The sequence below is a fragment of the Lentzea guizhouensis genome (assembly GCF_001701025.1).
In the GTDB taxonomy this organism is placed as follows: Bacteria; Actinomycetota; Actinomycetes; order Mycobacteriales; family Pseudonocardiaceae; genus Lentzea; species Lentzea guizhouensis.
In genome coordinates this window covers 1,932,693-1,952,162 of sequence record NZ_CP016793.1, presented here as the reverse complement: position 1 = coordinate 1,952,162, position 19,470 = coordinate 1,932,693, and the positions used below count along the sequence as shown (strand labels likewise).

The window sequence follows — 19,470 nt, the reverse complement described above, 5'->3', positions numbered from 1 at the left end:
ACATGAGTTCCCCACCTGGAGGTGTCATGATCGTCCTCGGTCTGATCCTGCTCGTCGTCGGATGGCTGGCCGGTATCAGCATTCTGACGACCATCGGCGTGGTGCTGTTGGTGATCGGCGCCATCCTCGCCGTGCTCGGTGCTGTCGGCAAGCCGATCGGCGGCCGTGCGCACTACTTCTAAGCACCACTTCTGAAACGCCCGGCAACGCAGGGCAACGAAGCCAGAAGGGGGAGCCTCCACAGTGGAGGCTCCCCCTTTCGGCGTTCGGTGGTGGATGAAACTCAGAGGCTGCTCTTGCTCCGAGCGGCCGCGGCGAACACTCCGAACGCGACTCCCAGCATGCCCAGAGCGGCGACAGCGGCAACAACAAGATCAACAGACATGATCAGAAAAACTCCCTACAGCGATCTCTCCCATTCAGATGACGCTCGGGTACCCACTCACGTTGCATCGAGTAACGTTTTCTTCGTGAAACTCCGTGCTGTGGAAGCGCGTGTGCTCTCCGTAGCACCGTGGCTGCTCGCGTTGTCGGTGGTCGGGCACCTGCTCATGGTCGCGTTCCAGACCAAGATGACCATGATCGACCTGCTGGTCTACCGCAACGGATCACCGCACCTGTTCTCCGGCGACCTGTACGAGTGGCGGCTGGACCAGTACGCGGACGTCTTCCCTCTGCCGTTCACCTACCCGCCGTTCGCCGCCGCGATCTTCACGCCGATGAGCTGGGTGCCGTGGGAGGCCTCACGCTGGATCTGGCAGCTGATCTGCTTGGGGTGCCTGTACTTCATCGTCCGCACGAGCCTGAAGCTGCTCAAGCTCGACGACCCGCGCCGCGCGATGTTCTGGACCGCGCTGGTGCTGTGGATCGAGCCCGTGCGCACCACCCTCAACTACGGCCAGATCAACCTGGTGCTGTGCGCGATCCTGGTCGGCACGCTCGCGAGCGCGCGCAACTGGGTCGGTGGCGCCGGCGTGGGTTTCACCGCGGGCATCAAGCTGACGCCCGCTATCTCCGGTTTGTACTTCCTGCTCACGAAGAGGTGGATGGCTGCCGTCTGGTCGTTCGTCGCTTTTGCTGTGACGTACGGCATCGGCTGGGTGCTGTCGCCGTCGCAGTCGGACAAGTTCTGGTTCCAGCTGCTCGGTGACGCGAGCCGGGTCGGACCGGTCGGCAGCGCGATCAACCAGTCGGTGCGCGGTGCGTTGAGCCGCACGGTCGGCTACGACGTGAAGACCGGGTGGATCTACCTCGTCGCGGCGGTCGTGGCGGCCGCGCTCACGTGGTTCGCGGTCAGCAAGACCAGGGACGTGCTGGCGCTGATCATCAGCGTCCAGTTCCTCGGCCTACTGGTCTCGCCGATCTCGTGGAGCCACCACTGGGTGTGGATGGTGCCCGCCCTGCTGTGGCTCGTGTACGAGGGCGGGCACGTCCTGTGCAAGGTCGCCGCCGGCCTGTGGGTGCTGCTGACCGGCGGCTTCCTGATCTCGTTCCTGCTGATGGCCCAGCCGAACATCTGGGACTTCCCGCGGCCCTGGTACTACGTCGTGCTCGGCTGGGGTTATCCGGCGGCCGGGATGCTCACGCTCGTGGCGATCGGGCTGGCAGCCCGGCGCAAGCCGACCGACCGGCCGGTCGGTGAGGCGCGGGCCACCGAGGGTGAACCCAGCAGGGTCGTGGGCTGAGGTCGTCCGGCCGGGTCAGGAGAGTGCGTCGACCACTCCGTCGATCTCCTCGGCCAGGGACACGTCCAGTGCGGTGATCCCTCCCTTGAAGTGCGTGCTCAGGCGGAACGTGAGGGTCTTGTACCTGATGTCGACGTCCGGGTGGTGGTTGTCGTTCTCGGCGATCTCCGCGACCCGGTTCACGACCATGATCGCCTGCGCGAAGCTCGCCAGCTCCACGGTGCGGACCAGCGCCGCGTCCTGGGCGATCCAGTCGGGCAGCTTGGGCAGGATGTCGTTCAACTGATCGTCGCTCAACAGCTCGGCCATGTCCTGATCGTCCCACCACGTCACGTAAGCTGCGAACTCACCACGGGAGTCCGGTGAAGCGCCGGGCTGAGAGGAGGGCTCGCAAGCCCTCGACCGTCCACCTGATCCGGGTCATACCGGCGTAGGGAGAGGTTGCTGTGAGAAGGATTTCCGCTGCGCTCGTTGCCGCCGCGCTGGTCACCGGCTGTTCGGCCGGCACGTCGAGCGCGCCGCAGACCCGTGAGGTCACGCTGGTGACGCACGACTCCTTCACGGTGAAGGAGGGCCTGTTCGACGAGTTCAAGCAGGCCACCGGCATCACCGTGAAGCCGATCGCGAGCGGTGACGCGGGCGAGCTCACCAACAAGCTGGTGCTGACCAAGGCGAACCCGCTGGGCGACGTGGCGTTCGGCGTCGACTCGACGTTCGCGTCGCGGGCGCTGGCGGAGGGCGTGTTCGCCGAGTACTCCTCGCCGGAGGCGGCGAAGGGCGCCCAGCGCTACCAGGTCGACGGCACGAACCGGCTGCACGCGGTCGACGTCGGTGACGTGTGCCTGAACATCGACCCGGCCAAGCTCGGCGGTGCCGAGCCTGCCTCCTACGAGGACCTGACCGACCCGAAGTTCAAGGACAAGCTGGTCGTGGAGAACCCGGCCACGTCCTCGCCGGGGCTCGCGTTCCTGCTCGGCACGATCGCCAAGTTCGGCGAGAACGGCTGGCAGGAGTACTGGGGCAAGCTCAAGGCCAACGGCGTCAAGGTCGTGAGCGGCTGGGAAGAGGCCTACAACCAGGAGTTCTCCGCCACCAAGGGCACGCGGCCGATCGTGGTGTCCTACGCCTCCTCGCCGTCGGCGGAGGGCGGCAAGACCAAGGCCGTGCTGGGCACCTGCTACCGCCAGGTCGAGTACGCGGGCGTGCTGACCGGCGCGAAGAACTCCGCCGACGCGCAGAAGGTGCTCGACTTCCTGCTGGGCGAGAAGTTCCAGGCCCAGGTGGCCGAGCAGATGTACGTCTACCCGTCACGTGAGGGCGTCGCGCTGCCCGAGTCGTGGGCCAAGGACGCGCCGCTGCCGACGAACCCGCAGTCGCTGCCCGCTGACAAGGTGAAGGACAACCGGGAAGCCTGGGTCGAGCAGTGGCGCGAGCTGGTGCTGGGCTGAGGTCGCCGGGAGGCCTGGTCACCGCACGTACCGGGTGGTCTGCGGCAGCGCTGTTGCCGCTGGCCTTCCTCGGGCTGTTCTTCGCGTGGCCGGTCCTCGCCATCGTGTCGCTGGGGCTGCGCGAGGGCGGCGTCACGTCCGCGCTGGTCGCCGGCGAGACCTGGGAGCTCGTCGGCTTCACCCTCGGCCAGGCCGCCGCCTCGACCGTCGTCGCGGTGCTCGCCGGGTTGCCGGTGGCGTTCGTGCTGGCCCGCTGCCGGATCCGCGGGCTCGGGCTGGTCAGGGCGGCCGTGATGGTGCCGTTCGTGTTGCCGACGGTCGTGGTGGGGCTCGCGTTCCGGACGTTCTGGCCCGACGGCGGGGTGCTGCCGATCGTGCTGGCCAACGCGTTCTTCAACGTCGCCGTGGTCGCGCGGACCGTCGGCGGGCTGTGGGCGCACACGGATCGGCGGGCCGAGGACGCGGCGCGTGCGCTCGGTGCGTCGCGACCGCGGGCGTTCCTGTCGGTGGTGCTGCCCGCGCTGGCGCCCGCCGTCGGGTCGGCGGCCGCGGTGGTGTTCCTGTTCTGCGCCACCAGTTTCGGTGTGGTGCTGGTGCTCGGCGGGTCGCGGTACCGGACTCTGGAGACCGAGATCTACCTGCGCACGGTCGAGTTGTTCGACCTGTCCGGTGCGGCCGCGCTGTCGTTGGTCCAGTTCGCCGCGGTGGTGGCGGTGCTGGTGCTCGGGGCGCTGGCACGGCGCCGGCGGGAGACCGCGTTGTCGTTGCGGGGCAGGGAAGAGCTCGCTCGACGGCCGTCCGATGGCGAGTGGTACGTGGTGGGTGCGGCGGCGGTGGTCGTGGTGGCGTTGCTCGCGCCGGTGGCCGGGCTGGTCACGCGGTCGCTGTCCACGAGGGACGGCTGGAGCTTCGCCGGGTACGCGGCGCTGGCCACCCGCGGTGATCGTGGGACGTTGGCGGTGACCGGGATCGACGCGGCGCTGAACTCGGTGCGCACGGCGTTCGACGCGACCGCGGTGGCGTTGGTGGTGGGCGTGTTCTCGGCGGTCGTGCTGGTCGGGCTGCGGCGGTCCGGTGGCCGGTTCGCCGAAGTGCTGGACACGGCGTTGATGCTGCCGCTGGGGGTGTCGGCGGTGACGGTCGGGTTCGGTTACCTGGTCACGATGGACGCGTTGCCCGGCGACTTCCGGACCTCGCCGTTGCTGGTGCCGCTGGCGCAGGCGCTGGTGGTGACGCCGCTGATCGTGCGGATGGTGCTGCCGGTGCTGCGGGCCGTCGACGAACGGCTGCGGCAGGCGGCGGCCACGCTGGGAGCCTCTCCGGCGCGGGTGTGGCGGGAGGTCGACCTGCCGCTGGTCGGGCGGTCGCTGGTGGCGGCGGCCGGGTTCGGGTACGTGGTGGCGCTGGGCGAGTTCGGCGCCACGAGCTTCCTGGCGCGGCCGGAGTCGCCGACGCTGCCGATCGTGATCGCGCGGCTGATGTCGCGGCCGGGGGAGCTGAACAGCCAGATGGCCTACGCGGCGTGCGCGCTGTTGATGGTCGTCACGGTCGGGTGCGTGCTGCTGATCGAACGGTTGCGCGTGCCGAGCAGCGGGGAGTTCTGATGGCACTGGCACTCGACTCGATCACCGTCCGCTATGGACGGACGACCGCCGTGTCCGGGGTGTCCCTGGACGTCGCGGACGGCGAGGTCGTGGCGTTGCTCGGGCCGTCCGGCTGCGGCAAGTCGACGCTGCTGCGCACGGTCGCGGGGCTGGAGAAGCCGTCGTCCGGGGCGGTGCGGTGGGACGACGCCGACCTCGCCGGGGTGCCGGTGCACCGGCGCGAGTTCGGGCTGGTGTTCCAGGACGGGCAGCTGTTCCCGCACCGGTCGGTCGCCGGGAACGTGGCGTTCGGGCTGCGGATGAAGGGTGTCGACCGCGAGGAACGCGACAAGCGGGTGGTGTCGCTGCTGGAGCTGGTCGGGCTGGACGGGTACGCGGATCGTCGCGTGACCCAGCTGTCGGGCGGTGAGCAACAACGGGTCGCGCTGGCACGGGCGTTGGCGCCGTCGCCGCGGCTGCTGCTGCTGGACGAGCCGCTGTCGGCACTGGACCGGGCGTTGCGCGAGCAGCTCGCGGTGGACCTGGCGCGGTTGCTGCGCGAGTCGGCGACGACCGCGCTGGTGGTGACGCACGACCACGACGAGGCGTTCACGCTGGCCGACCGGGTGGCGATCATGTCGCGCGGCCGGGTCGTGCAGGTCGGTCCGCCGGCGCGGGTGTGGTCGTCGCCGGTCGACGTGGAGACGGCGAAGTTCCTGGGGTGCAACAAGTTCGTGCCGGGCTCGTTCGTCGGGCTGGACGCGGCGCGGGTCGGGTTGCGGGCGGCGGCGTTGCGGGTGGACGCGGACGGGCCGTTGGAGGGCACCGTGCTGGAACGGGTGCACCGGCGTGACCACGTGCGGCTGCTGGTGGAGATCGACGGCGAGGAGTACGAGGCGGTCGGACCGGTGTCGGTCGGTGACCGGGTGCGGCTCGCAATTGACTTGAACGGGGTCGCGCGCGTCGGGTAGGGATGTCCGTCATGGGACTTCTCGGGGGACGTGTCGCACTCGTCACGGGCGTGAGCAGGCGGCAGGGCATCGGGTACGCGATCGCGTCCCGGCTGAACGGGCTGGGTGCGGAGCTGTTCCTGCAGTACTACGCGCCGTACGGCGGCGAGATGTCCCGGGAGGAGGACGAGGTCGTCCACGAGATCATGCGCGAGCTCGACGCCAGTGCGTTCGGCCTCGACCTGGCGATGGCGGACACGCCGGACACCCTGGTGGACGCCGCGGTCGACGCGTACGGCCGCGTCGACGTTCTGGTGTGCAACCACGCGCGCAACGGCGAGGACGGGGCGTTGGGTGAGCTGACGGCCGAGATGATCGACGGGCACTACGCGGTGAACACGCGGTCGTCGATCCTGTTGGCGCAAGCGTTTGCCCGGCACTGGAAGGGCACGAGCGGCGGCCGGATCGTGTTCCTGACGTCCGGGCAGGACCTCGGGCCGATGCCCGGTGAGGTGGCCTACGCGGCTTCGAAGGGAGCGCTCTCGTCGATCGTGGCGACGCTCTCGCACCAGCTGGCCGATCGGGGCATCACCGTCAACGCGGTGAACCCCGGCCCGACCGACACGGGGTGGGCCGGACCGGAGCTCACGGACTTCGTGAACGAGCGGATGCCGCACCGGCGCTGGGGTCAGCCGGACGACGCCGCCCGGCTGGTCTCCTGGCTCTGCACCGACGACGCCGCGTGGATCACCGGACAGGTGATCAACAGCGAGGGCGGCTTCCGGCGTTAGTTGTCCTTCGTGATGAGGCGCGCTGCCGCCAGTCCCGTGCCGATCAGCAGGTAGCAGCCGGCGAGCAGGGTGCTGTCCCAGATCTGGTCGAGCGGCATCGGGTCGCGCATCACGTCGACCAGGCCCGGGAAGCCGGTCGTGATCAGGAACGGGTGCAGCCAGTCGAGCGACTGGAACTGGCCCAGCACCTGGAACACGATGATCCCGGTCATCGTCGCCGCCTGCACCACCAGCGGGTGCTCGGTGGTCGACGAGATGGCCAGCGCGATCGAGCCGACCGCGACCATCTGGAACGTCACCAGGACGATGAAGAACGCGATCCGCAGCAGGCCCTCGCCGGTCGACAAGGTGTTGCCGGACAACGTCATCATGCCGTCGTTGCCCAGGAACGCGGTGCCGGCGACCATGCCGACCACCGCCATCAGCGTGACGGCGAGCAGCGACAGCGCGGCGACGCCGAAGAGCTTCACGAACAGCAGCCGCACCCGTGACACCGGCGCGACCAGCAGGCCGCGCAACGTGCCGTGCTGGGACTCGCCCGCCAGACCGTCCGCCGCCCAGATCGACGCCACCAGCGGCAGCAGCAGGTTGAGCGACAGGAACAACGTGAACACCGAGACGACCAGGCCGTTGCCCTTGAGGATCGCGGCCAGACCAGGTCCGCCGCCGTCCCCGTCCGCGGTCCAGATGCCGAAGCTGATGATGATCGGCACGAGCACCAGGCCGAACAACCCGATGATGGTCCGCGGCCTGCGCAGCATCCAGCGCACCTCGGACCCCAGCTGACGCGTGATCATCGCGTTCCCCCGTCCAGCGTGTCCACAGCGGACATCCCGCGCTCGGCCTCCTCGGCCTCGGTGAGCCGCGCGAACAGCTCCTCCAGGCCGGTCTTCCAGCGCGTCGCCTCGAACACCTGCACACCGGCCTTGACCAGCGTCTCGATCACCTGCGGGGCACTGGTCCCGGCGAGCTCGACCCGCAGGCCCTCACCGAGCGGCCGCGCGGAGATGCGGGCCTGGCGCAGGGCGCTCAGCGCGTCCTCCACGTCCGGCGTGAGCACCTGCAGCGCCGAGCCGCCCGCCTGCAGCAGCTCGGTCAGCTCGCCCTGTGCCACGACGGTCCCCTTGTGCAGGACGGCGACGTGGGTGCAGGTCGCCTCGACCTCGCTGAGCAGGTGGCTGGACACCAGCACCGTGCTGCCGGCCGCGTGCAGGTCCGCGATGATCTTGCGGATCTCCCTCGTGCCGGCCGGGTCCAGGCCGTTGGTGGGTTCGTCGAGCACCACGAGCTTGCGCGGCACGAGCAACGCCCCGGCCAGGCCGAGACGCTGCTTCATGCCGAGCGAGTACCCCCGGTACCTGCGGTGGGCCGCCTGGGCGAGCCCGACGCGTTCGAGCGCGTCCTCCACCGCCTGCTTGATCTGCTTCTTCGGCAGCAGCGGTTCGAACGCGGCACAGCGGATGAGGTTCTCCCGCCCGCTCAGGAACGGGTGGAACCCCGGACCCTCGACCAGCGCGCCCACGTGCGGCAGCGCCTGCTCGGCCCCGTCCGGAAGCGGCCGGCCGAGCAGTTCGATCTCCCCCCGGGTGGGCCGCACGAGCCCGAGCAGCATCCGGATCGTGGTCGTCTTGCCCGACCCGTTGGGGCCGAGCATGCCGAGCACGGCTCCTTCCGGCAGCTCGAGGTCGACCCGGTCCACGGCGACCGTGCTCCCGTACTCCTTGCGCAGACCCCTGGTCCGCGCGGCGACGGCGGTGGGTGTGCCCGTCGTCGCCGGCGCGCTGGTCGAGGTGGTCACTTCACCTGTCCGATCGTGTCGAACAGGACCTGCTCCGGCACGGCACCCGCGACCACACGGCCGTCGTCCGCGATCAGGATGTTCGCGACCTTCGTGGTGAACACCTTGCCGGTGCCCCAGCTGCCGCTGACCTTCTTGGTGAACCGGTCGACCAGCCCCTGCGCCTCGGCGGGCACCTGGGTCATGACCTCGGCCGGAATGCGAGCACCGACCACGGTGTCCCAGCCGTCACCGAAGAACTGCGGGTCCTTGCCCTGCAACGCCTGCTCCAGCGCCGCCTCGGGCTTCTGGTCGCCGCGCTCCTCCTTCGCCTCCGGCGTGGTGACCTTCGCACCGGCGGCCGGCGTGAACTCGAACAGCTTCGCGTCCTGCGGGCCCACGGTCAGCTGGGTGAAGCCGACCTGGGCAGCGGGAGAGGTGGCACCGTTCGTGTGGACGGCCACCCGCAGCGGCATCTTCGTCTCGGAGTCGACGGCGATCCGGACCTCGCGGACGAGAGTCTTCTCGGTCGGCTTCGGGGTGAGGACGAGCTCGTAGGCGGCCCGGTCGGCGACCCTCGCGGTGCCGTCGACGGTGAGGACGCTCGACTCCTTGGTGAGACCGATGATCTCCTTGGCCGCGGTCGCCGGGTCGGCGGCCTTGGCCTCCGCGGGAGCCTTGTCCCGGGCCTTGTCCTCGGCCTTGTGCTCGGCCTTGGTGACCTCGTTGGTCTGGGAGTTCCAGGACCAGGTGGTCTTGCCGTCGTTCACGATGGTCTGCTCGGACTGGCCGGTGGGCAGGGCGAGGCGGAACTTCTCCGCGCCGTCCGTCCAGATGCGGGCCGTGTGGTTGCCGTCGGCCAGCTGCGGGATCTCGGCGAGGGCCGGGAGGCCGAGCTTGTTCTCGGCCTGCACGGTGCCGCCGAACGCCGTTGGCTTCGTGGTCAGGACCTGCTCCACCAGCGCTTCCGGGGTGATGGGTGGAAGCGTTGGGGGTTGGCCGGCGCCTGCTGGCATGGCGAGCAGGCTGAGGCCTGCCGCGCCGGTGACCACCGTGGCCGCTGCTGCGGCCAGGGTCACCTTTCGCTTGTTCATCGCTGTGGTCCCCTCCTCCATGGGCTTGTGGGACCTAGCTTGTCCGGGGCTTGCTGAGATGGTGCTGAGACTAGCGTTGTTGCTGGTGGACCGCGCTGCGCGCGGCTTTCCTGGGGCTCCGCCCCAGACCCCGACACTCCCAAAGAAGCCACCAAACCCCCGCCACTCTCAGGTAGATGGCACGCCTGTTCCGCAGAGCGGCCGCTGGTTGCGTTGGTGGTTGCGTTGCGCGCTCCGCGCGAAGAGCTTCAGGACTCGGCATTCGTCGTGGCTTTTCGTCTCGCCCTCGGCTCGATCAAAAGCGGGCGCCCACGGCGCGGCTGAGAGGTGGCTGAGATCTTGCGAGCGGGCTGAGAGTCGTAGGTGCATGCTGGGCGCGTGAAGCCTCGAGTGCTGGTCGTGGACGACGAAGTCGGCGTGCGTCGGGCGTTGGAGCGTGGGCTGTCGGCCGAAGGGATGGAAGTCGTCACGGCGGCGGACGGGCCCACGGCGTTGCGGGTGGCGTTGACCGGGGCCTTCGACGTGGTGTTGCTGGACATCATGTTGCCGGGGCTGTCGGGGTACCGGGTCTTGCAGCGGATGAGGGCCGACGGGGTGCGGACGCCGGTGTTGATGGTGTCGGCGAAGGACGGGGAGATCGACCAGGCGGACGGGCTCGACCTGGGGGCGGACGGGTATTTGGTCAAGCCGTTCAGCTTTGTGGTGTTGGTGGCGCAGGTGCGGGCGTTGTTGCGGCGGGGTGGGGGAGCGCGGCGGAAGCTGACGTTGGGGGAGTTGGTCATCGATCGCGGGCTGCGGGAGGTGAGTTGGGCGGGGCAGGACGTGTCGTTGAGTCCGCGGGAGTACGCGGTGCTGGACGTGTTGGCGTCGCGGGCCGGGTCGGTGGTGACCAAGGACGAGCTGTTGCGGACTGTGTGGGGGGATGAGCAGGCGGCCACGCGGAATGCCGTTGAGGTGTACGTGGGGTACCTGCGGCGGAAGTTGGAGGCGGTGGGGGCCGGGGAGGTGGTGCGGACCGTGCGGGGGCACGGGTACATCGCGTCCACTCCGGACTTGGACAGCGCGCTGGGGAATCGGTGAGTCCTCGTCGCTGGTGGTTGCGGCGGACCTTGCGGTTTCGGATCACCGTGGTGGCGACCGGGATGGCGTTGTTGTGCTTGCTGGCGTTCACGGGGCTGGCGCCGTCGTTGATCGGGCTGATCCAGATCACGGCGGTGGACCAGGAGCTGCGGGCGGAGGCGCCGCGGGTGTTGGACGTGTCGGGGGAGCCGGTGGACGGCAAGCCGCGGCCTGAGCTGACGGCGCAGGACATCCGGGCGTTGAAGGCCGGGGAGCCGGTGTTGCGGCACGAGGGGGCGTCGGCCTACCGGTGGCGGGGGCAGGTGGTGTTCCTGGCCGATGGGACGCCTCGGCTGGAGGTCTACGGCGACAAGCTGCTGGGGTACGAGAACGCCAACGTCCTGGGGACGCGGTGGTTGCTGCTCGCGGCGGCGTTGGTGGCCGGGTTCGTCGGGATCGCGACCTGGTTGTCGGTGCGGTCGTCGTTGTTGCCGGTGGAGCGGATGCGGGTGGCGGCGGGGGCGTTGCCGCACGGGCAGCGGTTGCCGGTGCCACCGGCTCGGGATGAGCTGCAGGCGTTGGCGGAGGCGTTGAACGCGTTGCTGACGCGGCGGGACGAGGCGTCGGACCGGTTGCGGAGGTTCACCGGGGACGCGGCGCACGAGCTGCGGTCGCCGGTGGCGTCGGTGCGGGCGCAGGCCGAGGTGGCGGTGGCGCACCCCGATCCGGACTTCTCGATCGAGGTGCTGGAGTCGGTGGTGGAGGAGTCGATCCGGCTCAGCCGGCTGGTGGACTCGTTGCTGATCCTGGCCCGTGCGGACACGGCGGCGCCGTCGCGGGCGGAGGCCGTGGACCTGGTGCTGGAGGCGGAGGCGGCGATCGGGCGGCTCGGCACCGAGCTGCTGGTGCGGTTGAACGCGCCGCCGTCGGCGTGTCTGGTGTCGGCGACGCGGTCCGAGGTCGAGCTGGTGCTGGACAACCTGCTGCGCAACGCGGGGCGGTACGCGTACTCGACGGTCACGGTCGCGCTGGTGCCGGTCGGGCGGGACGTGCGGTTGATCGTCGACGACGACGGGCACGGGATCCCCGCCGAGCACCGGGCGAAGGTGTTCGACCGGTTCTACCGGGTGGAGGAGGACCGGGGGCGGGCGTCCGGCGGGTTCGGGCTGGGGCTGGCGCTGGTGGCGCACCTCGTGCAGCGGCGGGGAGGGTCGGGCGGCGGAGTCACCTGCCGGTGGCGCGCGTTTTGAGATCCGGTGGCCGTCCTGGTAGTCAACGCGGGTGCCTGAGTTGCGAGCGTCGGCGTTGGTCGACGCGCCTGTCGCGGTGGTCGCCGGTGCCCTGCTGGACACGTCGTCGCTGGCCGGGTTCGGCGTCAAGGTGCCGGGACCGCTGCTGTGCCTGGGAGACGTGCTCACCGGGCCGTTCGGTGTGCGGCTCGCGGTGACGCGCGCGGACCTGTCCGGTGTGTCCGCGGCGGGTGATCTCCTGGAGCTGCACACGGATCTGGTGGCCACCGGGGCCGGGACGCTGGTGGTGGACCGGGTGTCGTGGACGACGGTCGGCGGGGTGGTCGGGCGGTTCGCCGACGTCACGGTCGGGCGCGGGATGGCGTTGCGGGTGCTGGAGAAGCGGTCGGCGTCGCTGGCGCGGCGGTCGGCGGAGCTGGGGGCGGCACGGGTCGTGGTCGGGGCGGCGATCGTCCGGGGTGGACGGTTGCTGGCGCAGCAGCGGGCGTTCCCGGAAAGCCATGCGGGGCAGTGGGAGCTGCCCGGAGGGCGGGTCGAGCCGGAGGAGAAGCCCGAAGAGGCGCTCGTGCGCGAGTGCGTCGAGGAGCTCGGCGTGCCGGTCGTGGTGGGCGAGCAGGTCGGGCCGGACGTACCGCTGAAGCAGGACCTGGTGTTGCGGATCTACGCCGCGGAGCTCGCCGGCGGTGAGCCGGAGGCGTTGGAGCACAACGCTGTCCGGTGGGTCACCGCCGGACAGCTGCCGGGGCTGGACTGGCTGCCCGCGGACCGGGTGCTGGTGCCGGCCCTTCAGGACCTCCTCAACTGAGCCCGGACAACCGCAGCGCCGCGTCGAGGCGGTGCTGTGCGCGGTCGCGGGCCCGTGCGGCACCGGACGCGCGGACGCGGTCCAGCTCGGCCGGGTCGGCGAGCAGCGCCAGCGTGCGGTCGCGGACCGGGCGGAGCTCCTCGATCACCGCCTCCGCCACGACGTCCTTCAGGTCGGCGAACCTGCTGGTGTAGTCCTCGGGCTCCTTGCCGGTGCAGGAGGCCAGGACGTCGGTCAGGTTCGCGATGCCCTCGGTGGACGACACCGCGCGCTTGATCTTGCGCCGCACCAGGTCCGGCTCGTCGAGCACGAAGACGACACCGGCCGAGTTCTGCGCCGACTTGTCCATCTTGCGCGCCGGGTCGGCCAGGTCCTTGATCCGCGCGCCCACCTTCGGCACCACCGCGGTCGGCACCACGAACGCGTCGCCGTAGGCGTGGTTGAACCTGCGGGCGAGCGCGCGGGCCAGCTCGACGTGCTGGAGCTGGTCCTCGCCGACCGGCACCTCCGCGGTGCCCTGCAGCAGGATGTCCGCCGCCATCAGCACCGGGTAGGTGAGCAGGCTCAGCCGCACCGACTCGCGGCCGAGCGACTTCTCCTTGAACTGGATCATCCGCGCGGCCTCGCCGTACGTGCAGGTGCACTCCAGGACCCAGTTCAACGCCCCCAGCTCGCGGATCAGGTCGGACTGCACGCAGGTGCTCTCCGGTTCGATGCCGCACGCGATCAGCACCGCGAACTGCTCCCTGGTCAGCGATCGCAGCCGTTGCGCGTTGTGCGACGCCGTCATCGCGTGCAGGTCGCTGATGAAGTACACGTCGTCCTTGGTGCCCTCACGCGCCCACGTGCGCAGCGCCCCGAGGTAGTTGCCCAGGTGCACCTGGCCGGACGGGGTGATGGCGGACAGCCTGATCATGTTCGGTCCCCTCGATCTTCGGGACCACCCGGACGGAACGCACAAAAAAGCCGCCCGTCTCGGGCGGCCTGTGAACGCTTCAGCGCACAGCTACTCCGGCCGCCTGGAAGCGGCCCGCCAGAAGGCGTTCATCGTGCGCATGTCCAGCAGTATAGGACTACCGTTGCTCCATGTTCATAGTGCTGCTGGAATACGTCGCGCCGCTGGAACAGATCGACTACGCCCTCCCCGACCACCGCGAGTGGGTCGAGAAGCAGTACGAGCGGGGGCTCTTCCTCGCTTCCGGGCGTCAGGTGCCGAGGACGGGAGGCGTGATCATCACGCGGCCCATGCCCCGCGGCAAGCTCGAAGCGCTGCTCGCCACCGACCCGTGGGCCGAGCAGAGGCTGGTGAAGCACAAGATCATCGAGTTCGAGGCGACGCGGACCGCCGACGAGCTCACCAAGCTGAACGAAGCCGTGCTGCAGACGCGCTAGGCCGGCAGACCGGACAACCACCCGATCGAGGCGTCGAGCGCTCGATCGTGGGTACCGCTCGTGCCGGAGACGGGACTGTCCGGCGCGACGGGTGCGTTGCCGTACACCCGGCCGGTGCGGTCGGCCATGAGCGCGGTGGTGATCACGAGCCACGCGCCGTCCGGCAGCCGGAACGTCTGGTTCGCCGTCGCGAAGCCCGCGGTCGGCTCGCCGAAGCTGCGGGCGCGGTCCAGGCCGGTGAACGACACCAGCACCGCCTCTCCCGAGCTCGCCGTCTTCCCGTCGACCAGCAGCGCGACCGGCCGGTGGACCGCACGGGGGACGCGGCGGAAGCGGAACGTCCGGCGTCCGCCCACGTGGACGTGCCGGGAGCGGACACCCCACCTGGTCGTGGTGCCGTCCGGTTCGATGAACGCACCGGCGTCGCCCTCGCCCAGCAGCGGGGCCACCACCGTGAGCATCGGGTACATGTCGCCACCGAGGTTGTCGCGCAGGTCGACCACCCAGCCCGTCGGGTAGTGCGCGATCAACGCGCGCATGGCCTGCAGACCTGCCGTGACGTACGCGCGGCGGTTCGACGAGGGTGTGCCGGGCAGCAGCACGTGCGCGACCGGGCCGATCATCCGGCCGGACGGGACGCGCGGGGCGCGCGCGGCGCGAACGGCGGCCATGCGCTGGGCGGTGACCAGGCGGGTGTGCGGGTTGCCGAGTGCGGTGATGACCGCCTCGATGGCGGCGTGGGTGTCCGCGGGGGTCTGCGCGCCGGCTGTCTCGGAGTGAGCTTGCGCACGTAGAGCGGGCCAGTCGGCGGCCGCGGACTCGATCGAGCGCTGCTGGAGCAGGTCGAGCGCCTTGTCCACGTACGCGGGGACGTTCATGCGGCTTTCGCGGCCTTCTTGGCGGCCTTGGCCGCCTTCTTCGCCGCCTTCTTCCTGGCCTTGTCACGCTCCTTGAGCAGGAACGGAACCGGGCAGCGCTTGCACTGGGGCTTCGAGCGGCAGCACTTCTTCTTGAGCTTTTTACCCACTGGTTGAACTCCACTCCGGCGCGTATCGCTAGAGTAGGTGAGGCTCAGTTCACTGGCACTCTTGTGTGGTAATGGTGACGCAGCCGGTAGTATCGAACGTGGCCCTGCGCATCGAAGTGTCCGGCGCGAGCCCCTCCAACGCCTTCGAAGCTCTAGGAGTTCTGCGTGCCCACGGCCACCGCGTCTGCCCTTCAGACGCGCACTGACCTGCGAAACGTCGCGATCGTCGCGCACGTCGACCACGGTAAGACCACCCTCGTCGACGCCATGCTGCGCCAGTCCGGCGCCTTCTCCGCGCGTGCCGAGCTCGTCGACCGGGTCATGGACTCGGGCGAGCTCGAGCGGGAGAAGGGCATCACGATCCTCGCCAAGAACACGGCTGTGCGCAGGCACACGCCGGACGGCGACGTGATCATCAACGTCGTCGACACCCCCGGCCACGCCGACTTCGGTGGTGAGGTCGAGCGCGCGCTGTCGATGGTCGACGGTGTCGTGCTGCTGGTCGACGCGTCCGAGGGCCCGCTGCCCCAGACGCGCTTCGTGCTGCGCAAGACCCTCGCCGCCGGCCTGCCGGTGATCCTGCTGGTCAACAAGGTCGACCGCCCCGACGCCCGGATCTCCGAGGTCGTCGAGGAGGCCCACGACCTGCTGCTCGACCTGGCCACCGAGGTTGGCGCCGACGAGTCCGTGCTGGACCTGCCGGTCGTCTACGCCTCCGCGCGCGCCGGTCGTGCCTCGCTCACCCAGCCCGAGGACGGCGGCCTGCCGGACGAGGAGAACCTCGACACCCTGTTCCAGGTGCTGCTCGACCACATCCCGGCCCCGCAGGTCGACGTGGACGGCCCGCTGCAGGCGCTGGTCACGAACCTCGACGCCTCGACGTTCCTCGGCCGCATCGCGCTGTGCCGCATCCACCAGGGCACGATGCGCAAGGGCGAGACCGTCGCCTGGTGCCGCGAGGACGGCGAGCCGGTCAAGGTCCGCATCACCGAGCTGCTGATCACCGAGGCGCTGGACCGCGTCCCCGCCGAGTTCGCTCGCGCCGGTGACCTGGTCGCGATCGCCGGCATCGCGGACATCACGATCGGCGACACGCTGGCCGACGCCGAGAACCCGGTGGCGCTGCCCCGGATCACGGTCGACCAGCCCGCCATCTCGATGACCGTGGGTGTGAACACCTCGCCCCTGGCCGGTCGCAACGGTGGCACCAAGCTCACCGCCCGCGTCCTCAAGGCCCGCCTGGACGCCGAGCTCGTCGGCAACGTGTCGGTGAAGGTCCTGCCGACCGAGCGCCCGGACACCTGGGAGGTGCAGGGCCGCGGCGAGCTGGCGCTGGCCATCCTGGTCGAGCAGATGCGCCGCGAGGGCTTCGAGCTGACCGTGGGCAAGCCCCAGGTCGTCACGCACGTGGTCGACGGCAAGATCCACGAGCCGTTCGAGCGCCTGTCCGTCGACTGCCCCGAGGAGCACCTCGGCGCCGTCACGCAGCTGCTGGCCAACCGCAAGGGCCGCATGGAGAACATGTCGGGCCACGGCACCGGCCGCATCAAGCTCGACTACGTGGTCCCCTCGCGCGGCCTGATCGGCTTCCGCACGGAGTTCCTCACCGAGACCCGCGGCACCGGCATCGCCAACGCCGTCTCCGAGGGCTACGGCCCCTGGGCGGGCGAGATCCGCACCCGCCACAACGGCTCCCTGGTCGCCGACCGCTCCGGCTCCATCACCGCCTACGCGATGATCCAGCTGGCCGACCGCGGCACGTTCTTCGTCGAGCCGGGCGCCGACGCCTACGAGGGCATGGTCGTGGGCGAGAACCCGCGTGCCGAGGACCTCGACGTCAACGTCACCCGCGAGAAGAAGCTCACCAACATGCGGTCCTCCACGGCCGACGTGATGGAGACCCTGGCCCGCCCCCGCAAGCTCTCGCTGGAGGAGGCGCTGGAGTTCTGCGCCTCCGACGAGTGCGTCGAGGTGGCGCCGGAGGTCGTGCGCGTGCGCAAGGTGACGCTGGACGCCAACCTGCGCGGCCGTGAGCGGTCGCGGTTGAAGCAGCGCGGCTGATCGGTCGCACGACCAGTTGTTCGCCTCGACGGGCGGTTCGGCTTCGGCCGGGCCGCCCGTCGGCGTTCGCGGGCCCTCAGCACCGTTTCAACGGCCTCTGACGGCCGACTCACCCGGTGACTCCGCCGAACCACCTGCCGGGGTGAGCCGTACTACTCAGCGGGGGCGCAACCCCTCCGCCGACCGGGGCGTCCTCTCAGTGACGCGGGTGACGAATACCCTGGGTTGCCCGCACGCGTTGACACCACTTCTGGCAATGTGAGGACCATGAGGCGACTTGGGGGAGTGCTCGCGGCGGTCGTCCTGTGCGGCACCGCGGCCTGCACGAACGCGCCTCCGCCGCCCCTGGTCCCCAAGTCCGAGGCACCGGTCATCACCACGACCGGGCCGAAGATCAAGGAGATCGTGGTCGGCGTCGACGACGTGGCCGGCGGCTACAACCCGCACGCCACCGCGACCCAGAGCCAGATCACGACCGCGCTCAGCTCCCTGCTGCTGCCGTCGGTGTTCCGCGCCGGGCCGGACGGTGCGCCGGAGCTCGACCGGAACCTCATGGTGAGCGCGAAGGTCACCAAGGCGGAGCCGTTCACGGTCACGTACTCGATCCGCAAGGACGCGTCGTGGTCGGACAGCGCGCCGATCGCCGCCGAGGACTTCTACTACCTGTGGCAGCGCATGCGCAGCGAACCCGGCGTGGTCGACCCGGCGGGGTACCGGCTCATCAACAACATCAGCGCGCGCGAGGGCGGCAAGGTCGTCGAGGTCGCCTTCGGCAAGCCGTTCCCGGGGTGGCGCAGCCTGTTCGGGAACCTGTTGCCCGCGCACCTGCTCAAGGACGCGCCCGGCACGTGGTCGAACGTGCTGGCGACGAACTTCCCGGCCACCGCGGGGCCGTTCGCGGTCAGGAGCCTCGACGAGCCGCGCGGTGAGGTGATCCTGGAGCGCAGCGACCGGTACTGGGAGGTGCCGACCACGCTGGACCGCGTGGTGCTGCGCAGGGCCACGCACACCGCGATGGCCGAGTCACTGTCCAAAGGCGACAACCAGGCGGTGCTGCTGCGGGCAGACGCGGCGGACGTCAACCTGATGAAGTCCATTCCGAACCTCGACACGAAACCCGTGCCGCGCAACGAGGTCGCCCAAGTCCTCTTGCGACCGGCCAGCCAGCAGCTCGCGGATCTCAAGACGCGCAAGGCGGTCGTGGCCGCGCTCGACCGGGACGCGCTCATCGCCAGCGGGGCGCAGAGCGGTCCCAGCGCCCAGCTCCGGGCCGACTCGTACGTGGTGCCGCCGAGCCGCACCGGCTACCGCGCGGTGATCGGGGGCAACACGCTCGACCCGGCGGCGACCGAGCAGCTGCTGACCGAGGCCGGGTACGCCAAGGGGCCCGACGGTGCCTGGGCCAAGGGCGGCAAGGCGCTCAAGCTCAAGATCGCGGCGCCGGACAGGATCGAGCCGTACGTGACCGTGGCGAACCAGGTGAAGGCGCAGCTCGCGAGCAGGGGCGTCCAGGCCGAGGTGGTCACGCCCAAGGCCGACGAGCTCTTCACGGTCCAGCTGCTGCAGAAGGACATCGACGTCGTCGTCGGGCCGCGGGTGGACGCCGGCGACTCGGCGGCGGGGCTCGCGAGCCAGTTCGGGTGCACGGGCGAGGCGCCGGACGGTGGCACGCCGGTTCCGGTCAACGCGGCCGGGTTCTGCGACCCGGTGCTGCAGGCCGAGATCGACTCGGCGCTGAACGGCAAGGTGCTGCTGGCCGACGCGCTCACCAGGATCGAGCCGCAGCTGCAGGCGCAGGCGGTGGCGGTGCCGCTGTTCCAGATCGCCGACCTGCTCGGGGTGCTGCCGGCCGCGGTCTCCGGCGTCGGCACCGGGGCACCGCTCGCCGGTGTGCTGAGCGGCGCGCCCGAGTGGCGCCGCCTCGACAAGTGACCCGCTCAGGGCCGCCGGTAGCTGTAGAAGATGAACCCGTCGTGAAACGTGCCCACCCGGTCGTAGAGCGCGCGGGCCGGTGCGTCGGCGAGCGTGTTCCAGTAGAGGCTGCGGTAGCCGTTCTCACGCGCGTCGGCCGCCACCCGGTGGATCACCGACGTCGCCACGCCCTGCCGGCGCACCGACGGGTCCACGAACAGGTCCGCCAGGTAGCAGCGGCCGTCCACGCCCCAGACGCTCTCGTGGAACACGTAGTGCGCGACCGCCACCATCCGGTCGTCCAGCCATGCGCCGATGCCGCGCACGGGTCCTGGACCGAGCAGCCGGTCCCAGGCGCGGTCGTAGTCGGCCGGGGTTCGATCCGTCGAGAAGTGGGCATCCTTGCCGCGCGCCAGCTCCTCCCACCCGGCCCGGTCGGACCCGGTGAGGAAGTCGATCTTCAACATGAGGTCATCCTGCCCCGGGAAAACCTCTGGACGGGCCCGATCGGACGTTGGTACGTTCGGCCGTTCTCGTTGACAGTATTCCACCTGCCCGGTTAACGAACGCATCCGCCCGGTAATCGGGCCATCGCGTTGGGCTACAAGGCGTCACCATTGGGTCACGATCGCCCTCT

General features: G+C 70.2%; 20 protein-coding genes and 1 riboswitch. Of the genes, 12 read left to right on the top strand and 8 right to left on the bottom strand.

Annotated features, from left to right (window positions below):
* Window positions 1–26: 26 nt before the first annotated feature.
* Window positions 27–182, top strand: a complete 156-nt coding sequence (locus tag BBK82_RS51535) for a DUF6131 family protein (RefSeq protein WP_170067891.1) — start codon at window positions 27–29, stop codon at window positions 180–182.
* Between the two features lie 288 nt (window positions 183–470).
* Window positions 471–1,685 (top strand): mannosyltransferase, encoded by a 1,215-nt coding sequence (locus tag BBK82_RS09785; RefSeq protein WP_065914713.1) that lies wholly within the window; start codon window positions 471–473, stop codon window positions 1,683–1,685.
* Between the two features lie 15 nt (window positions 1,686–1,700).
* Here BBK82_RS09785 and BBK82_RS09780 read toward each other — a convergent pair whose 3' ends face one another.
* The gene (locus tag BBK82_RS09780) at window positions 1,701–1,994 is read right to left on the bottom strand and encodes a 4a-hydroxytetrahydrobiopterin dehydratase (protein WP_065920945.1); all 294 of its coding nucleotides are present in this window, start codon (window positions 1,992–1,994) and stop codon (window positions 1,701–1,703) included.
* Window positions 1,995–2,026: 32 nt separating this feature from the next.
* A riboswitch (TPP riboswitch) is annotated at window positions 2,027–2,139 on the top strand.
* Here BBK82_RS09780 and BBK82_RS09775 point away from each other — a divergent pair.
* The 4 genes from BBK82_RS09775 to BBK82_RS09760 all read left to right on the top strand — a co-directional run bounded on the left by BBK82_RS09775 (window position 2,132) and on the right by BBK82_RS09760 (window position 6,457).
* Entirely contained in the window at window positions 2,132–3,133 is a 1,002-nt protein-coding gene (locus BBK82_RS09775) for a thiamine ABC transporter substrate-binding protein (RefSeq protein ID WP_065914712.1), read from the top strand. It overlaps the preceding riboswitch by 8 nt.
* A complete protein-coding gene (locus BBK82_RS09770) occupies window positions 3,109–4,737 on the top strand; it encodes an ABC transporter permease (protein WP_083267894.1) in 1,629 nt (542 codons plus the stop codon). Before BBK82_RS09775 ends, BBK82_RS09770 begins: the two co-directional genes overlap by 25 nt.
* Window positions 4,737–5,687 carry an ABC transporter ATP-binding protein gene (locus BBK82_RS09765; protein ID WP_065914711.1) on the top strand — a complete coding sequence of 317 codons (951 nt, stop codon included), beginning with the start codon at window positions 4,737–4,739 and terminating at the stop codon, window positions 5,685–5,687. Before BBK82_RS09770 ends, BBK82_RS09765 begins: the two co-directional genes overlap by 1 nt.
* A gap of 11 nt (window positions 5,688–5,698) precedes the next feature.
* Window positions 5,699–6,457: an SDR family oxidoreductase gene (locus BBK82_RS09760; RefSeq protein ID WP_335618068.1), complete on the top strand. Its 759-nt coding sequence runs from the start codon at window positions 5,699–5,701 to the stop codon at window positions 6,455–6,457.
* Here BBK82_RS09760 and BBK82_RS09755 read toward each other — a convergent pair.
* The 3 genes from BBK82_RS09755 to BBK82_RS09745 are packed head-to-tail and all read right to left on the bottom strand — an operon-like array spanning window position 6,454 to window position 9,328.
* Window positions 6,454–7,254: an ABC transporter permease gene (locus BBK82_RS09755; protein ID WP_065914709.1), complete on the bottom strand. Its 801-nt coding sequence runs from the start codon at window positions 7,252–7,254 to the stop codon at window positions 6,454–6,456. The two genes, BBK82_RS09760 and BBK82_RS09755, sit on opposite strands and share 4 nt — an antisense overlap.
* Window positions 7,251–8,255, bottom strand: a complete 1,005-nt coding sequence (locus BBK82_RS09750; RefSeq protein ID WP_065914708.1) for an ABC transporter ATP-binding protein — start codon at window positions 8,253–8,255, stop codon at window positions 7,251–7,253. The genes BBK82_RS09755 and BBK82_RS09750 overlap by 4 nt, the downstream gene beginning before the upstream one ends.
* Entirely contained in the window at window positions 8,252–9,328 is a 1,077-nt protein-coding gene (locus tag BBK82_RS09745; RefSeq protein WP_065914707.1) for a LolA family protein, read from the bottom strand. Before BBK82_RS09745 ends, BBK82_RS09750 begins: the two co-directional genes overlap by 4 nt.
* Window positions 9,329–9,706: 378 nt before the next feature.
* Here BBK82_RS09745 and BBK82_RS09740 point away from each other — a divergent pair, with 378 nt between their 5' ends.
* Genes BBK82_RS09740 through BBK82_RS53915 form a run of 3 tightly spaced genes read left to right on the top strand, consistent with a single transcriptional unit; the run spans window position 9,707 to window position 12,442 of the window.
* Window positions 9,707–10,408 carry a response regulator transcription factor gene (locus tag BBK82_RS09740; protein ID WP_179953765.1) on the top strand — a complete coding sequence of 234 codons (702 nt, stop codon included), beginning with the start codon at window positions 9,707–9,709 and terminating at the stop codon, window positions 10,406–10,408.
* A gap of 29 nt (window positions 10,409–10,437) precedes the next feature.
* Window positions 10,438–11,637 carry a sensor histidine kinase gene (locus BBK82_RS09735; protein ID WP_335618067.1) on the top strand — a complete coding sequence of 400 codons (1,200 nt, stop codon included), beginning with the start codon at window positions 10,438–10,440 and terminating at the stop codon, window positions 11,635–11,637.
* 31 nt (window positions 11,638–11,668) lie between these two features.
* Complete coding sequence (locus tag BBK82_RS53915) at window positions 11,669–12,442, top strand: (deoxy)nucleoside triphosphate pyrophosphohydrolase (RefSeq protein ID WP_237048111.1); 774 nt, start codon at window positions 11,669–11,671, stop codon at window positions 12,440–12,442.
* On the opposite strand, the gene trpS is transcribed toward BBK82_RS53915, so the two are convergent.
* The gene (gene trpS / locus BBK82_RS09725; protein WP_065914705.1) at window positions 12,435–13,358 is read right to left on the bottom strand and encodes a tryptophan--tRNA ligase; all 924 of its coding nucleotides are present in this window, start codon (window positions 13,356–13,358) and stop codon (window positions 12,435–12,437) included. The genes BBK82_RS53915 and trpS overlap by 8 nt on opposite strands.
* 170 nt (window positions 13,359–13,528) lie before the next feature.
* Here trpS and BBK82_RS09720 point away from each other — a divergent pair, with 170 nt between their 5' ends.
* Complete coding sequence (locus BBK82_RS09720) at window positions 13,529–13,834, top strand: YciI family protein (protein WP_065914704.1); 306 nt, start codon at window positions 13,529–13,531, stop codon at window positions 13,832–13,834.
* Here BBK82_RS09720 and BBK82_RS09715 read toward each other — a convergent pair.
* Both BBK82_RS09715 and BBK82_RS50065 read right to left on the bottom strand, forming a co-directional pair.
* A complete protein-coding gene (locus BBK82_RS09715; protein ID WP_065914703.1) occupies window positions 13,831–14,712 on the bottom strand; it encodes a S41 family peptidase in 882 nt (293 codons plus the stop codon). The genes BBK82_RS09720 and BBK82_RS09715 overlap by 4 nt on opposite strands.
* Window positions 14,709–14,861, bottom strand: coding sequence for a hypothetical protein (locus tag BBK82_RS50065; protein WP_218920798.1), 153 nt, complete (start codon window positions 14,859–14,861; stop codon window positions 14,709–14,711). Before BBK82_RS50065 ends, BBK82_RS09715 begins: the two co-directional genes overlap by 4 nt.
* Before the next feature lie 165 nt (window positions 14,862–15,026).
* On the opposite strand from BBK82_RS50065, the gene typA reads away from it, so the two are divergent.
* Entirely contained in the window at window positions 15,027–16,922 is a 1,896-nt protein-coding gene (gene typA, locus BBK82_RS09710) for a translational GTPase TypA (protein WP_065914702.1), read from the top strand.
* A 267-nt stretch (window positions 16,923–17,189) separates the two neighbouring features.
* Complete coding sequence (locus tag BBK82_RS09705; RefSeq protein WP_154697219.1) at window positions 17,190–18,854, top strand: ABC transporter family substrate-binding protein; 1,665 nt, start codon at window positions 17,190–17,192, stop codon at window positions 18,852–18,854.
* A 5-nt stretch (window positions 18,855–18,859) separates the two neighbouring features.
* Here the strand turns inward: BBK82_RS09705 and BBK82_RS09700 are convergent, their stop codons facing one another.
* Window positions 18,860–19,300 carry a GNAT family N-acetyltransferase gene (locus BBK82_RS09700; RefSeq protein WP_065914700.1) on the bottom strand — a complete coding sequence of 147 codons (441 nt, stop codon included), beginning with the start codon at window positions 19,298–19,300 and terminating at the stop codon, window positions 18,860–18,862.
* Between the last annotated feature and the right edge of the window lie 170 nt (window positions 19,301–19,470).